The organism is Citricoccus sp., assembly GCF_032154715.1.
Taxonomy (GTDB): domain Bacteria; phylum Actinomycetota; class Actinomycetes; order Actinomycetales; family Micrococcaceae; genus Citricoccus.
Genome location: NZ_JALDXU010000013.1, coordinates 18,006 through 32,267, shown reverse-complemented (window position 1 = coordinate 32,267; position 14,262 = coordinate 18,006). Strand labels below are relative to the sequence as shown.

At 67.1% G+C, this 14,262-nt stretch carries 11 protein-coding genes; 6 read left to right on the top strand and 5 right to left on the bottom strand.

Going from position 1 to position 14,262, the window contains the following annotated elements:
• Positions 1 to 58: 58 nt before the first annotated feature.
• Entirely contained in the window at positions 59 to 2,074 is a 2,016-nt protein-coding gene (locus RUH65_RS04080) for a VWA domain-containing protein (protein WP_313815922.1), read from the bottom strand.
• Positions 2,075 to 2,477: 403 nt separating this feature from the next.
• Here RUH65_RS04080 and RUH65_RS04075 point away from each other — a divergent pair, with 403 nt between their 5' ends.
• Positions 2,478 to 4,604: a DUF222 domain-containing protein gene (locus RUH65_RS04075; RefSeq protein WP_313815921.1), complete on the top strand. Its 2,127-nt coding sequence runs from the start codon at positions 2,478 to 2,480 to the stop codon at positions 4,602 to 4,604.
• A gap of 65 nt (positions 4,605 to 4,669) precedes the next feature.
• Here the strand turns inward: RUH65_RS04075 and RUH65_RS04070 are convergent, their stop codons facing one another.
• A complete protein-coding gene (locus RUH65_RS04070; protein WP_313815920.1) occupies positions 4,670 to 6,256 on the bottom strand; it encodes a sigma 54-interacting transcriptional regulator in 1,587 nt (528 codons plus the stop codon).
• 201 nt (positions 6,257 to 6,457) lie between these two features.
• Between RUH65_RS04070 and RUH65_RS04065 the strand changes: the two genes are divergently transcribed.
• Positions 6,458 to 7,120 (top strand): histidine phosphatase family protein, encoded by a 663-nt coding sequence (locus RUH65_RS04065; protein ID WP_313815919.1) that lies wholly within the window; start codon positions 6,458 to 6,460, stop codon positions 7,118 to 7,120.
• Positions 7,121 to 7,147: 27 nt separating this feature from the next.
• Positions 7,148 to 8,017, top strand: a complete 870-nt coding sequence (locus RUH65_RS04060) for an SCO1664 family protein (RefSeq protein ID WP_313815918.1) — start codon at positions 7,148 to 7,150, stop codon at positions 8,015 to 8,017.
• On the opposite strand, the gene RUH65_RS04055 is transcribed toward RUH65_RS04060, so the two are convergent.
• Entirely contained in the window at positions 8,007 to 8,870 is an 864-nt protein-coding gene (locus RUH65_RS04055; RefSeq protein ID WP_313815917.1) for a SurA N-terminal domain-containing protein, read from the bottom strand. The genes RUH65_RS04060 and RUH65_RS04055 overlap by 11 nt on opposite strands.
• A gap of 188 nt (positions 8,871 to 9,058) precedes the next feature.
• On the opposite strand from RUH65_RS04055, the gene RUH65_RS04050 reads away from it, so the two are divergent.
• Entirely contained in the window at positions 9,059 to 9,469 is a 411-nt protein-coding gene (locus RUH65_RS04050) for a metalloregulator ArsR/SmtB family transcription factor (RefSeq protein WP_313815937.1), read from the top strand.
• A 38-nt stretch (positions 9,470 to 9,507) separates the two neighbouring features.
• A complete protein-coding gene (locus tag RUH65_RS04045) occupies positions 9,508 to 10,446 on the top strand; it encodes an SRPBCC family protein (RefSeq protein WP_313815916.1) in 939 nt (312 codons plus the stop codon).
• On the opposite strand, the gene RUH65_RS04040 is transcribed toward RUH65_RS04045, so the two are convergent.
• On the bottom strand, positions 10,410 to 12,320 hold the full coding sequence (locus RUH65_RS04040) for a BCCT family transporter (RefSeq protein ID WP_313815915.1): 1,911 nt from the start codon (positions 12,318 to 12,320) through the stop codon (positions 10,410 to 10,412). The genes RUH65_RS04045 and RUH65_RS04040 overlap by 37 nt on opposite strands.
• A gap of 67 nt (positions 12,321 to 12,387) precedes the next feature.
• On the opposite strand from RUH65_RS04040, the gene RUH65_RS04035 reads away from it, so the two are divergent.
• Positions 12,388 to 13,200: an alpha/beta fold hydrolase gene (locus RUH65_RS04035; RefSeq protein ID WP_313815914.1), complete on the top strand. Its 813-nt coding sequence runs from the start codon at positions 12,388 to 12,390 to the stop codon at positions 13,198 to 13,200.
• A gap of 63 nt (positions 13,201 to 13,263) precedes the next feature.
• Here RUH65_RS04035 and RUH65_RS04030 read toward each other — a convergent pair whose 3' ends face one another.
• A complete protein-coding gene (locus tag RUH65_RS04030; RefSeq protein WP_313815913.1) occupies positions 13,264 to 14,199 on the bottom strand; it encodes a macrolide 2'-phosphotransferase in 936 nt (311 codons plus the stop codon).
• Positions 14,200 to 14,262 lie beyond the last annotated feature (63 nt).

Here is a 14,262-nt window from a genome sequence, read left to right as displayed (position 1 = left end):
GCTGCGGCGCAGTGACGGCCCGTCAGACGGTTGGTCAGTCAGTCAGTCCAGTCAGAATTCAGTCAGTCCAGTCCGGATCAGGTCGGTCCGAACGGTGCGAGCGCGAGCGGAGGAATTCGCCCACGACAGCGGCGCCCAGGTCTTCCGCCTCCGGTGCCACCACGCGGCCGTCCACCCGGCGGGCCATGGCGGCGAGGAAATCCACCAGACCCGGGTCGGACCCCAGCCGGAAGAAGGTGGTCTCAGCACCGATCCGGCCGACGCGGTCGAGTTCGGCGATGGTGGCGCGCAACGTTTCGCGGTCGGGCGGGTAGGAGAACCACGCCTCGGGGCCGGCACCGCCATGGTGCAGGAGATGCGCGGTCGGTTCGCCGTCGGTGACGATGAGCAGCACCGGCTGCAGGGTGGGGTGCTGGCGGAAGAAGCGGGTGGCCAGCATCAGCCCATGGTGCAGGTTGGTGCCCTGTTCGCGCATGGGCGGCAGGGCGGTGAGCTCGTCGATGTCCACGCGCTGCGCGTAGCGGCCGAACTGCACGAGTTGCAGCTGGTCGCCACGGAACCTGGTCGCGACGAGGTGGTGCAGGGCCAGCGCGGTGCGCTTCATGGGCACCCAGCGCCCCTCCGCCGCCATCGAGAACGAGGTGTCCACCAGGAGCACCACGGCCGCCTGGGTGCGGGCCTCGGTCTCCTGGACCTCGACGTCGGACACCTCGATCCGCAGGCCGGCCCGGGGATCGCTGCCCTCGGCGACCGTGCGGCTGATCGCGTTCGTGATCGTCTGGGTGACGTCCCAGGGCTCGACATCCCCGTACTGCCAGGCCCGACTCGAACCGGTGAGTTCGCCGGCAGCCCCGGCCCGTCGGGTATCTCGCTGGCCCTGTCGTCCCGAGAGACGGCTGGCGGCGTCCTTGAGCAGGGAGGTGCCGAGCTTGCGGACGGCTTTCGGGGAGAGCTTGACATCCCCGTCGGCGCCGCGTCGCAGCAGGCCACTGTCCCGGAGGGCTTTCTCCAGTCGTTCGAGGGTCCTGGCGTCAGCGGCGGCCTCGTCCCCGAGCTGGCGGGCCAGCCGGTCCACATCCACGTCTGACAGGGTGGAACCCGGGGTGGACTGGGAGAGCTGGTCGCTGAGCTGATCGAGTTCGGCCAGGTCTTGGAAGACCCCGGTGCCGTCTCCCAGGCCGAGCCCCTGGCCGCCGTCGAACTGTTCAGCCCCGGTCCAGTCCTCGCCGGGGCGCAGGCCTTGGAGGTTGGCGTCGAGACGGTTCAGCTGGTCCAGGAGGTCCGCGGAGCCGAAGGCCTGCGCGGCCAGGGCCATCAGTTCTTCCCGCTGTTCTGGGGACATGGAGCGGAGCATGCGCTGGGCCGCGGCGGAGCGCTGGGCGAGCGTGTCGATCAGTTCGTCGATGTCTTTCGGGCCTTCGGGGAACTGGTCGCCGTGCTGGTCCATGAAGTCCTGGAAGTCCTCCGGGGTGTCCTCACCGCGGGCGTGCTTGTCCAGCAGCTCGTTGAGGTCCCGGAGCATGGCGGCGATGGCCGTCCGGTCCTGATCGGTGGCGTTCTCCAGTGCGTTCTTCATGCCAGCGAACCGCTGGTCGAGCAACTCGCGGCCGAGCAGGTCCTTGATCTCCTCGAAGGCACGCCGTGCGGTGTCTGACTGCCAGTCGTAATCGGCCAACTCGGTGACGGCAGCGGCAGTGGAAGCGGGGAGGTTCTGCAACTGCATCTCCCGGAAGGCGCGGTCGGTGTCGTCCATCCGGATGTCGCGGGCCAGCTGTTTGCGCTCCTCGAGGACGGCCTCGTCCAGCAGCTTCTTCGCCTCCTGGAGGGTGCCGTCTAGGCGGTGTCGGCCGAGCAGATCGCGTCGCTTCTGCTGGACCCGACCGGCGAGCTCGTCCAGACCGGCCATCGTCCGTCCGCCGCGGCGCAGGAACTCGCGCAGGGCCTGTGCGGGGGAGTATCCGGCCATGACGTCATCGGCCACGGCGTCGAGTGCCTCGGAGAGGTCGATCGGCGGTGCGAGTGGATCGGGGCCGCCGTCGTAGCGGCCGTAGCGTGAGGACTGGTGGTGTCTCACGGTGACTCCTTCCCCCGATGCGGGGCCTCAGCCTTCCAGCGCCACTCTACGTCGTCCCGACGTCGGCGCCACCGGATTTTCCGGAATCGTTGCGTTGGTTCTGGGTCGCTGACGGTCTGCCCGGGTCGCTGACGGTCTGCCGGTGCCGCTGACGGTCTGCCGGTGTCGCCGTGGGGTGTGCGGCGGCCTTCTTCCTGCACAGGCGTCTCCGGCTCGGAGAGTTGTCCGCAGGCAACGGTAGTGGCGTCGTACCACGTCCGTGTGCTGTGTTCGAATAGATGTACTAGTCAATCCGATGGATGTCGAACAGGGGTTACTCCAATGTCGAGCGGTGTGGGTCTGCACCGTCATCGATTCTGACATTGGGGGGCGTGCTGGAACGGGATGAACGGAGGAGGTGGGGATGGTGTTGATCGATCAGGAGCAGGCATCCACTCTCGACCTGCCCCAACTTTTGGCGGCCGCCCGCGTGCTGGTGGAGGAGGTGGCGGTACGGGCCGCAGATCCGGACTTGTTGGGGTGGCTCGACCGTTGCACTGAGGAATCGGAGGTCGATCGGTCGGATCTATGGGGTCTCTATGTCCATGGCACTGACGAGGAGCCCGGCGAGTGTGTTCATGAAGCCGACGGGACTCCCGGCGAGACGGCCACCGATCCCCGTACTGACATCCGTTCTGCCCAGACATCGGCGGCGTCCTTGCCCGCCGTTCTGTCTCAGGTGGAGGAACTGTCCCGGTGGCTCGACGCGGCTCGGACCGGATTGGCGGGGCACGCGGATCGGATCTTCGACCTCCACGTCACCCGGCGTGAGGTATTGGGGATACCGGAGGGAAAGACCGCGTACCGCGATGGCGCGGACTATCTTCGGCAGACCTTGCGGATCCATCGGGTCGAGGCAAAGAAGAGAGTGGCGCGCGCACAGTGCGTGATGGCCAGCCATGACCCGAGCTGCTTGCAGCCCGATGCCGTGCTCGCTCCGAAGCTGCCGGAGCTGGCTCGCGCCGTGGCCGAGGCAACCATGGATCCGATCTCGGTGGACACCGTGGCGGCAACCCTGGTTGAGGCTGCCCGGGACGCCGGGCTGGCCGGTGCCGATCCGGACCTCGTCCACGGCCTGGTCACGGAAGGGGAACGGATCCTCGTCGGACACGCCTGCCAGTCGGATCCCGAAACCGTGAAGAAGGTCTGCTCGCACTGGCGCCAGCGCTTCGATGCGCTGGTCAACCCGGATGGCCTGGAACCGACGGACGCCCAGGCCAACGCAGCCCAGGGCTTGTTCTACCAGGGCAAAGGCCACGCCAACCTGCACCGGTGGCTGTTGTTGGCTACGGATCTCCAGCATGAGGTCCTGCAGACCATCGCCGCCGATGCCACCAATCCTCACAAAGACCCGTGCCACGGCGAGAGCGCTGGTACGGAAGTTGACGCTGGGGTTCGGAACTCAGCCGGCATCATGGGCGAACGCGAACGCGGACGCGACGGCGAGCGCGAGACCGGTCCCGGAGCCGACCCTGTTGCGTTGACAGGGGACGAGTGCGGTACGGGGACTCACCGTGTGGCCGACCCGCGAAGGGCTACCGCTGCGGAGCCCTGGGCTGGTCAGGTCGATGAGAGGGCGGCACTGGATTCACGCAGTCAGGCACAGAAGCGGCTCGATGCTCTGGTGAGTGCCCTGACCGGCGCCTTGGCCCTCACCTCGACACAGTCACCGGGGTCGAGAGATGGTGCGGAGGGTGCTCTGGGCACCGACCGGCCGGACATCGGCGGTGGGTCGCGGCCCCAGGTGTTGGTGACGATCGACTACCAGACCCTGGCCGGACAGTGCCGGGAGCGTCACGCGCCCGTTCCACCAGAAGCCACCGGTCACCTGCTCGCCCAGGCCGCCTATACCGGTCCGGTGAGTCCGGTCATGATCCGGCAGCTTGCCTGTGACAGTGACCTGATCCCGGTCGTGCTCGGTGGCAAGGGAGAGGTGCTGGATGTGGGGCGGTCTCAACGGCTTTTCACGCGCAAGCTCAGACGGGCGATCACGGCCCGGGACGGCGGCTGCGCGGCACCGGACTGTTCGATCTACGCCCCGTGGTGCGAAGCGCACCACATCCAGCACTGGGAATACGGTGGTCCCACCAGTGTGGACAACGGAGTCCTGCTCTGCTCACACCATCACCATGCCGTGCACGCCGGAGCCTGGGAGATCGAGGTCGTCGATGGGATTCCGTGGTTCATTCCGGCGCGCTATCACGACCCCACCCAGACGCCGCGCCGCAACCACTATTGGCGGACGGGCTCCAGTAACCCCACCCTCACCAACGGTCAGAGACGTCCAAGCCAGGCCGAAAACAGAGGCCCAGTGCCAGGGCCAGGCTCAGGTCAAGGCCCACGCGATGGCGAGGGCGAAGGCGAGGGCGAAGGTCATAGCGAAGGACACGGCAAAGAGGAATGCCGCATCGAAGGACGCGGCAAAGAAGAGGGACGCAGCGAAGGACACGTTGAAGGCGACGGCGAAGCAGACCAGCGGGGCGCGGCGTGACCTGGCTCGAGGGTGCCGGGGTGCCGGGGTGCCGAGTTGCCGAGTTGCCGGGTGGGCAGTGACTCCTATCCGTAGATGGTCTGGCCGTCGTCGGACTCCTTGGAGAGTTCACGGGCCAGGTACAAGCCTTCGAGAGCCAGCTCGATGGCGCCAGCCCGATGCCCGAGACTTCGCACCCGACTTCGCCCGGCGGCCGAGTCCGGTCTCTGCCCCGCAGCGGGATGTCCTGCTGGGAGATCGCCTGTGGTGCCGCTCATGGTGCCGCCTGTGGCGCTTCCTCCGGCCTCCGTCTGTGGGATGGACGCGCCGGTGACCGTGTCGCTCAGCCGGTGGGCGATCTCGTCGTACAAGGCCGGGTCCTCGAGGTCGGGCAGATCCGCCAGGAACTCGGCCGCGGTGACACGTTCGCCGGTGGTGGTGCGGTGGCCGTCGAAGGCGTCAACCAATGGTGCGAAGTCGAGGCCCGCGAAATGCTCCCGGGCGGTCTGGGCGGACGCGGTCCGCAAGAGGTGTTCGAGGATCTCGTCCTCTCGCCCTTCCTCACCCGACTCGAACTCGATCTTGCCACCGAGCACTTCCGCAGCGGATTCCAGGTCCACGAGGCGTGCCACCGGCTCGTCGCCTCGAACGGTTGCCCGATGGCGGGCTGCGGCGGCGACGGTCTCGGCACCGGCAATGGCGAAGCGGGCCGAGACTCCGGAGGACTGATTGACAGCGCTCGAGGAACGCAAGGCACGGGTGAACCTGGCCAAGATCTCCAGGATCACGTCCGGGACCTCCGCGGTCAGTCGTGCCTCCTGCCGGATCACCGCGATCTCGTGGGACAGCTCAAGGGGGTAGTGAGTGCGGATCTCCGCTCCGAAGCGGTCCTTGAGCGGAGTGATGATGCGGCCGCGGTTGGTGTAGTCCTCCGGGTTGGCGGAGGCGACCACCAGCACATCCAGGGGCAGACGCAGCACGTAACCGCGGATCTGGATGTCCCGTTCCTCCATGACGTTCAGGAGGGCCACCTGAATCCGTTCGGCCAGGTCCGGGAGTTCGTTGAGGGCGACGATCCCGCGATTGGACCGGGGGACGAGCCCATAGTGGATCGTTTCCGGGTCGCCCAGCCGGCGGCCTTCGGCCACGCGCATCGGATCCACGTCGCCGATCAGATCGGCCACGGAGGTGTCCGGCGTCGAGAGTTTCTCGACATACCGCTCCGAACGGTGCCTCCAGGCCACAGGCAACCGACCGCCGTCGCGCGCGGCCCGTGCCCGGGTCTCGGACGTGAGGGGTTCATAGGGGTGTTCGTTAAGTTCGGACCCGGTGATCACCGGCGACCATTCGTCGAGCAATCCGCTCAGGGTTCGCAGCAGCCGGGTCTTGCCCTGTCCTCGTTCTCCCAGCAGGACGACGTCGTGTCCGGCGATCAAGGCCCTCTCCAGCTGGGGAATGACCGTTCGGTCGAAGCCGTGCAATCCGGGCCACGGGTTACGACCGTCGGCCAGGGCCGCCAGGAGGTTGGCGCGGATCTCCTCCCGCAGGGATCGCTGTTCGTGGCCGGTGGCACGCAATTCGGCGAGGGTGCCGATCGGGGGCGGGGCGGTCGTGGGCGAGGTCGCCGCAGGCGAGGCGAACGTGGGCGGCGTGGGATCAGGATCAGTGGCCATGAGGCTCACGCTATCGGCGGCAACCCAGCGCGTACAGAGACCCACATCGTCCCCAGGCCTGCATCACCGGAGGATCTGCATCGCGCCTGGACCCTCCTCAGAAGGGCCATGACCGACGTCGGAGCACGACCCGTGGGGTGCAGGTGGACTGCTGGTCTCCACGCCGTGACTGTTCACGGTCGCCCGCTTAGGCTGGCCGGGATGCCACGAGACGAGACGCCATCATCCCCACCAGAGGCCCCGACCACTCTGATCCTGTTGGTGCGGCACGGCCAGACGCCGACCACGGGGACGGTGCTGCCCGGCCGTGCGCCCGGCCTGCACCTCTCAGAGGCCGGAGTGGAGCAGGCGGGCAGGGTCGCCGAGCGGCTCGCGGCTCTGCGGATCGATGCCATCTATGCCTCGCCCCTGGAGCGAACCCTCGAGACGGCGTTGCCCACGTCGGCGCGGACGGGGGTGCCCGTTGTGGAGGACGACGGGCTGTTGGAGGGGGACTTCGGTGACTGGACAGGAGCCCAGCTCGCCGACCTGTACCGCAAGCCCGAATGGAAGACTGTTCAGCAACGCCCCTCGGCGTTCAGGTTTCCCGAGGGGGAGAGCTTCGTGGAGATCAGGGACCGGATGGCGGCCACCCTGGATCGGCTACGGCGAGCCCATGACGGTGGGACGGCCGTGTGTTACTCCCATGCGGATCCTATTCGCGTGGCCGTTTCCGATGCCATGGGAACTCCGTTGGACCGGTTCCAGCGGCTGAGTATCGGCCCCTGCTCGGTCTCCGCGTTGTCCTACCAGGACGGTCGCGATCCCGTGGTGCTCACCGTCAACTCGACGCAGGACACCCTGGCTCAGCTCAGGGCGTCGTAGGCGTCCCGTCAGGGAAGGCCACAAGACATGGGCGAGATCGAGCGACGGGATGAAAAGCGTGATGCACGATGCGCTGAACGAGACATCGATCTGCTCGAACGGGGCTCTATCCGGCTCCTCGGCCAATTGGCCCACAGCAGTAACGAGACGTTTCTCGTCGAGGTGGTCAATGAGCCGGAGAAGAACAGCTCCGCACCCGTAACGCAGCGGAGCTGGGCGATCTACAAGCCGGAGTACGGCGAGCGGCCGCTGAGGGACTTTCCGCCCGGGCTGTACCGCCGCGAGCGTGCCGCCTACCTGCTCAGCGAGTCGCTCGGGTGGGGTGTGGTCCCGGGGACCGTCATCCGGGAGGAAGGCCCCTTCGGGGTCGGTTCGTTGCAGATGTTCATCGAACATGACCCGAGCGAGCATTACTTCACCCTGGTCGACGGCGGCCCCGCCCACCTCGACCAGCTACGGCGCTTGGCCGTCTTCGACCTCGTGGCCAACAACACCGACCGTAAGGCAGGACACGTCCTGCACGGCACTGACGGTCGCCTGTGGGGAATCGACCACGGTCTCTGTTTTGCGGCACCGTTCAAATTGCGCACCGTCATCTGGGATTTCGCCGGCGAGCAGGTCGACGCCGGCCTCTTGGCCGACGTCGCCCCGCTCGCCGATGAAGTGCCTGCGGCACTGGCCGAACACCTCACGCGGTTCGAGGCAACGGCGCTCCAGCAGCGGATCCAGCACCTGCTCGAGGAGCAGGTGCTGCCGGAGGATCCCACTGGGATGAGGTTCCCGTGGCCGAACCGGAGAGCGGCCACGAACCGGACAGCTGGTGTGGGCCGGAGAGCGGCCACAAACCGGACAGCTGGTGTGAGCCGGAGAGTCGGCGTGGACCGGGCTACAGCTTGATCTCCACCTCGGCTGCCCCGCGGAGCTCCTCCATCTTCTGGGTCAGGGCCTCATTCTCCTTCTGCGACTTGACCTGCTCTTGCAGCTGAGGCTTGAGCTCCTCGAAAGAGGGAGTCTCCGGCTGGGCGCTTTCGCCACCCTCGGCAGGGGCGCTCGCGCCTCCCTGAGCCTCGGATTGGGCTGCGATCGAGGAGTCGTAGAGCTCCTTGAGTTCTTCGTCGGAAGGCTCCGGGATGTCCATGGTCTCGATGGACTGGTCCAGCATCAACTGCTTCTGGGCGTCAGCGCGGACCTGGTCCTCGGGGTAGCCCTGCTCTTCAAACGTGGCCATCAGTTCGTCCACCGAGCCCAACTCACTGGACTTCGCGGTCTCCTCCAGGAAGGCGTTGACGTCCTCCTCGGTGGCCGAGTGACCTTGCTCCTCGGCGTCCTGGACCAGCAACTCCGTGCCCACCAGGGACTCGGCCAGCTGCTTCTTCATCTCGTCCTGGTTCATCTCCTGGCCGGACATCTGCGACTGCATGGCCATCTGCTGGAACTGTGCCTGATAGGCCGCAGTGAATTCCTCCCCGGTGATCTCCTCGCCGTTGACCGTGGCCACGACGTCAGGGACATTCTCCACGTCCGGTTCCGGCATGGACGGCTGGGCGTCCTCGGGAGCCGCCTGAGCACCTTCTGAAGCGGGCTGGGAGGCCCCGGCGCTGGCGCTCTGGCTGCCGTCAGCCTCGGCAGAGCCCCCGGCGTCGCCGCCGCCACACGCGGCGAGACCGAACAGGGAACCGACCAGGGCGACGCTGGTCAGGAGCTTCTTGCTCGTGCTGAATCGTGCACTGGATCGCGTGGTGAGTGGCACTGCGAATACCGTCCTTTCGATGGTGGCTTGGGCAACGTAGCAAGCGAGTCTGGGTGACGCGGTCAGGTGACAACCAGCCCATGTTCAGGTCCACTGGCCGCGACACCAGGCGACAGTCCCGCCGGCGCCGCGCTCCGCGGCAGAGAAGCCCTTGACGGGTCGACTGGAGCTCACTAATGTACAACCACATGGTTGTATATAGAGCAGCCGACGTCACGTCTGGCACTGAGGCTTCCTGGCGGCAACTGGACGAGGACGAGGTGGACCGAATCTTCCAAGCCCTCGCCGACTCCACCCGCAGGGACATCATGAGCCGGACCCTCACGGAGCCGCTGTCCGTCTCCGTGCTGGCCGAGGACTACGACATGTCGTTCGCGGCCGTCCAGAAGCACGTTTCCGTCCTCGAATCGGCGGGTCTCGTGAAGAAGAACAAGAAGGGCCGCGAGCGGCTCGTCAGCGGAGATCCGGACACCGTCCGCAAGGCACAACAGCTGCTGGACCGCTATGAACAGCTGTGGCGCCGACGGATCGGACGTCTCGACGCCCTGCTGGCGGACGAGTCGGACCCGGAGCCCGAAAGCCCCCTCGGAAAGGCATGATCATGCCCGTCACCAACGTTTCCAAAGATCCTCAGACCATGACGATGACCATCGTGGCCGACTTTCCCGTCCCCGTGCGCCGGTTGTGGGACGCCTATGCCGATCCCCGCCAGCTCGAGAAGTTCTGGGGACCCATGGACTGGCCGGCCACTTTCACCCGGCACGACATGTACCCGGGTGGCGAATCGCAGTATTACATGACCGGCCCAGACGGCGAGAGCTCAGCAGCCTGGTTCGAGTTCATCGCCGTCACCGAAGGTGAATCCTTCGAGGTCCTGGACGGCTTCAGCAAGGACGACGGGACCCGGGACCTCGGATCACCGGTCATGCGCATGGTGTTCGCCTTCGAGGAGACCACGGAGGGATCCCGGTTGGTCCACACCACCCACTTCAACTCCGCCGCCGACCTGGAACAGATCCTCGGGATGGGCATGGAGGAGGGCACGCTCTCGGCCATGAGTCAGATCGATGCGGTGGTGGCGGACCTGCAGTCCTTCGCTGCCGGTCAGGCCGTGAAGACGCAGCTCATCGGGGATCATCAGGCGCGGCTGAGCCGAGTCATCCGTGGCACCCTCGACCAGGTGTGGAAGGCCCACCACGATCCCGAGTTGCTCCGCAAGTGGCAACTCGGACCGGCGGGCTGGACCATGCCGGTGTGCGAGGTCGGCACAGCGGTAGGGGAGACCTATCGCTACGAATGGGAGCGCGAGGGCGGCGAGGACCGCTTCGGATTCACCGGCACGGTCCTCGAGATCGAGCCACCGCACCGGTCGGTCACCACCGAGGCCATGATTGGCCAGGAGGAGACCGCCACGACCAACGAGCTGACGCTCACACCGGTCGACGGCGGCACCCTCCTGTCCCTCCTCGTCACCTATCCGGACGAGGCCCTGCGGGAAACCATCCTCGCCACCGGCATGGCCGACGGGATGGAGACCAGCTATGCGCGGCTGGAGTCGGAGGTCTTGTCCGTCTGAGAGCTGTCGTCCTGACCGGGGGGTCCTGCCGTACCGGCCGCCTGGCGGACGCGCCGCCCGGTGTGCGGACCGACGCGCTGGTGGATCTCCCGCTGCCGTTCACGGCTGAGGGAGGACCACCACGTGTTGGCCGAGACAGGCCCGGAGTCCACCGCGTCGTCGTCGCTCTCCAGGCCGAACCGGTCGGAGATATCCGCCAGGAACGCCATTCGGCGAATGGCCTCGGTCCGCTGGACGTTAACGTGCAGCGCCTTGAAGACGGCGATGCACATCAGGACCATCAGGATGGTGAACGGCAGGCCGATGGTGATGGCCAGTGTCTGGATGGCGGACAGCCCGCCGGCCAGCAGCAGTGCTGCGGCCATGACGGCGGTGGCCACCGCGAACATCACGCGGATGCGGTTCGGGGGTTCGGGATTGCCTCCGGTGGCGATCATGGCCATCACGAGTGAGCCGGAGTCGGAGGACGTGATGAAGAAGATCGCCGAGAGCAGGATCGCGCCGACCACCAGGACAGCGCCGCCGGGCAGCTGTTCCAGGACCTGGAAGAGGGCCGAATTGACGTCCACGGAACCGTCAGGGCCGACCACCGAGGTGTACCAGTCGGGCCTGGTGTTCTCGTAGTAGATGGCCGTGCCGCCCAGGACACCGAACCAGAGCACGGAGATCAGCGTGGGCACCAGGATGACGCCGAGCAGGTACTCGCGGACCGTGCGGCCGCGGGAGATGCGCGCGATGAAGACGCCCACGAATGGTGTCCAGGACATCCACCAGGCCCAATAGAAGGTGGACCAGCTGGCCTGCCACGCATCTCCCTCTGCGCCGTAGAAGGCAGAGGAGTTGAGGGAGTTGCCGATGAAGTTCTGCAGGTAGTGGCCGAAGGTCTGGACCATCTCCTTGGCGAGGTACTGGGTGGGGCCCACGATGAGCAGGAACAGCACCAGGCCGGCTGCGATGACCATGTTGGTGTTGGACAGCCACTTCATCCCGCGGTTCACGCCGGACACCACGGACCAGATGACGAAACCGGTGACGGCGGCGATCATGGCGTACTCGACCCAGAGGTCGTCCTCGCCGACAAGACCCATGGACCGCAGGCCGGCAGCCATCTGGGTGACGCCCAATCCGAGTGAGGTGGCCACGCCGAACACGGTGCCGATCAGGGCGAAGCTGTCGATGGCATGGCCCCATCCGCCCCGGGTCGCCTTTTCGCCGATCAGGGGCTCGACGGCCCAGCGCATCGACAACGGCCGGCCGCGGCGGTGAATGGCATGGGCGATGGCCAGGCCGACAACGGCGTAGATGGCCCAGGGCTGCAGGCCCCAGTGCAGGTAGGTCAGCGCGAGAGCGTCCTCAGCCACAGCGCCCGTGGTGGGATCGGTGGCATCGAGGCCGGGCCGGGGCGTGGCGAAGTGGATGAGGGGCTCGGTCATGCCGTAGAAGACCAGGCCGATGCCCATGCCGGCCGCGAAGAGCAGGGCCAGCCAGGACATCGTCGAGAACTCGGGCTGGTGCTCGGGCCGGCCGAGCTTGATGTTGCCCTTGCGGGAGAACCCGAGATAAACGCAGAACACCACGAATCCGAACGCCAGGATCAGGTACCACCAGCTGAAGTTGCTGATGACGGTCTGCTGGACGGCCGATATCCCGGACTCCATGGCCTCGGGGAAGGCAATCGTCACACCGACGAACAGCACGATGATGATCAGCGTCGGCCACAGGACCCATGGGATGAGGCGGGTGCTGTACTGATTCTCGGTGCCGGAGTCGCCGCCCGTGCGCGGTGTCTCGTGTGGCGGTGTCTTGCTCGGGATTTCGTCGGTGTTCTCGCTCGTACCTGGCGGATTGCCGGCGGCGGATTCCATGGATGACATGGTCTCCAGCCTAAACCGGCGGATCATGCGGAACCTATTGAAGGGCTCACGGGGCTAGGCTCGGACCGTGTCTGACCATTCTGCAAGCACCCTGCACACCAGTCGCATCGGCGACGCCGAGACCGCCGGGGACAGCATCGTCTTCCTGCACGGACTGTTCGGCCGCGGAAAGAATTTCACCCGGATCGCCAAGGATCTGGCCCCGGAATACCTCAGCCTGCTGGTGGACCTGCCCAATCATGGCGAGTCCGAGTGGACCGACGTGGTCGACTACCGGCAGATGGCCGATTCGGTGGCCGAATCCCTGCGGGCTGGCGTCGCTGCGGACGGGCCCGTGGCCGTCGTCGGGCATTCCCTGGGTGGCAAGGTGGCCATGGTGCTGGCACTGCGGCACCCAGACCTGGTCTCGCGGCTCATCGTGGTGGACATCGCGCCCACCCAGGCCGGGGGAGCGGAGGGGGAGTTCGCACACCTGCTGGACAGCCTGGCTGCCGTGGACCTGAGCGCCATCGAACGCCGGTCCGACGCGGACGAGGCGCTGAAGGAGCCCATCCCCTGGGACACCACCCGGCAGTTCCTGCTGCAGAACCTGCGCAGCGGGCCGGACGGCTACACGTGGGAGCCGAACCTGGAACTGCTGCGGACCAGTCTGGACGCCATCGGCGGGTTCCCGGACGCGGGCGGGGCCACGTTCGAGCGCCCCGTGCTGTGGGTGGCCGGCGGCCGTTCGGACTACGTTCGCGATGAGAACACGGCAACCATGCGGGCCCTGTTCCCCAAGACCCACAAGGTCACGATCCGCGAGGCGGGCCACTGGGTGCACTCCCAGGCACCTCAGAAATTCGTCGAAATCCTCCGCGGCTTCCTGGAACATAGCTGAGAACACAGCTGAGAACCCAGCTGTTTTCCCACCACGACGTGGACCTGTGCCGCGACGCGGACCTCAGCCTGCGGCAGTCTCCGGGTTGAGTTGGGCCTGCGCCGCCTGCCGGTGTTCGGCCACGCCGGACTGCAGGGCGAAGAGTCCGTAGGCCACCGGGCCGGCCGCCATGATCTCAGCGCCGTGCTCTCCCAGCCGGGGCCAGATGCGCCCACCGCGGCGGACATACTCCTCCAGCGTGGCGGCGAACACCTCGGGGGGCGCCACGGCGTGGTGGATCGCGAAATCTCTGGCGGGGTCGCCCACGGACGCCGTCGTCCAATCCAGCACCGCAGTGATCTCCTCGTCCACCACGAGCGTGTGGGCCGGGTACACCTCCCCGTGGGTCACCACCGAGAAGGCCGGCCAGAAACTGTCCTCTGCCAGCCACGCCGACCAGCGGTCCTGCAGTGCGGGTGACACCTGGAACTCGGCTGCCACCTGCGCCATGTCCTGCGCCCACCGGGTCCTCACCTCGTCCGGAGGGAGGACCTCGACGCCGGCCGCGGCGGCGTCGGCGGGATCGATCGCATGCAGTTCGGCCAGGAACGCCCCGAGGGAGCGGGCATACCGCTCGGAGGTGACGTCGAGGTGCCAGAGGGGCGCGCCGTCGTGGTCCAGGGTAAGACCGGGTTCCCCCGGAAGCGCTGGATAGGCGATGAGGTCGGTGGCCTGGACGCGCCACTGGGGGACGGCCACGGACAACTGCGGTCCGACCAGGTCCAGGAGCCGGGATTCGACCTCGGCTCGCTTCAGGGCGTCCGGGCGACGCGGGACCCGGAGGACCCAGCGTTCCCCGGCGGAGTCGTTCGGGCTGGTGGCACTGGAGGACGCCGTGGTCGCCAGGGCCACGCGGAAGTCGAGGCCCATCTCATTGATGGTCAGTGTGGACGGGTCGAGGTCGAGGCCATGGGTGGCCGCGAGGTCCAGCAGTGATGTGGTCAGGTCGGGGCTGCGCATCCCTCCACCGTGGCATCCCCGGCCCGTCCTGTCACGGCCCGGGTCGAGAGGGACGGGAGGCGG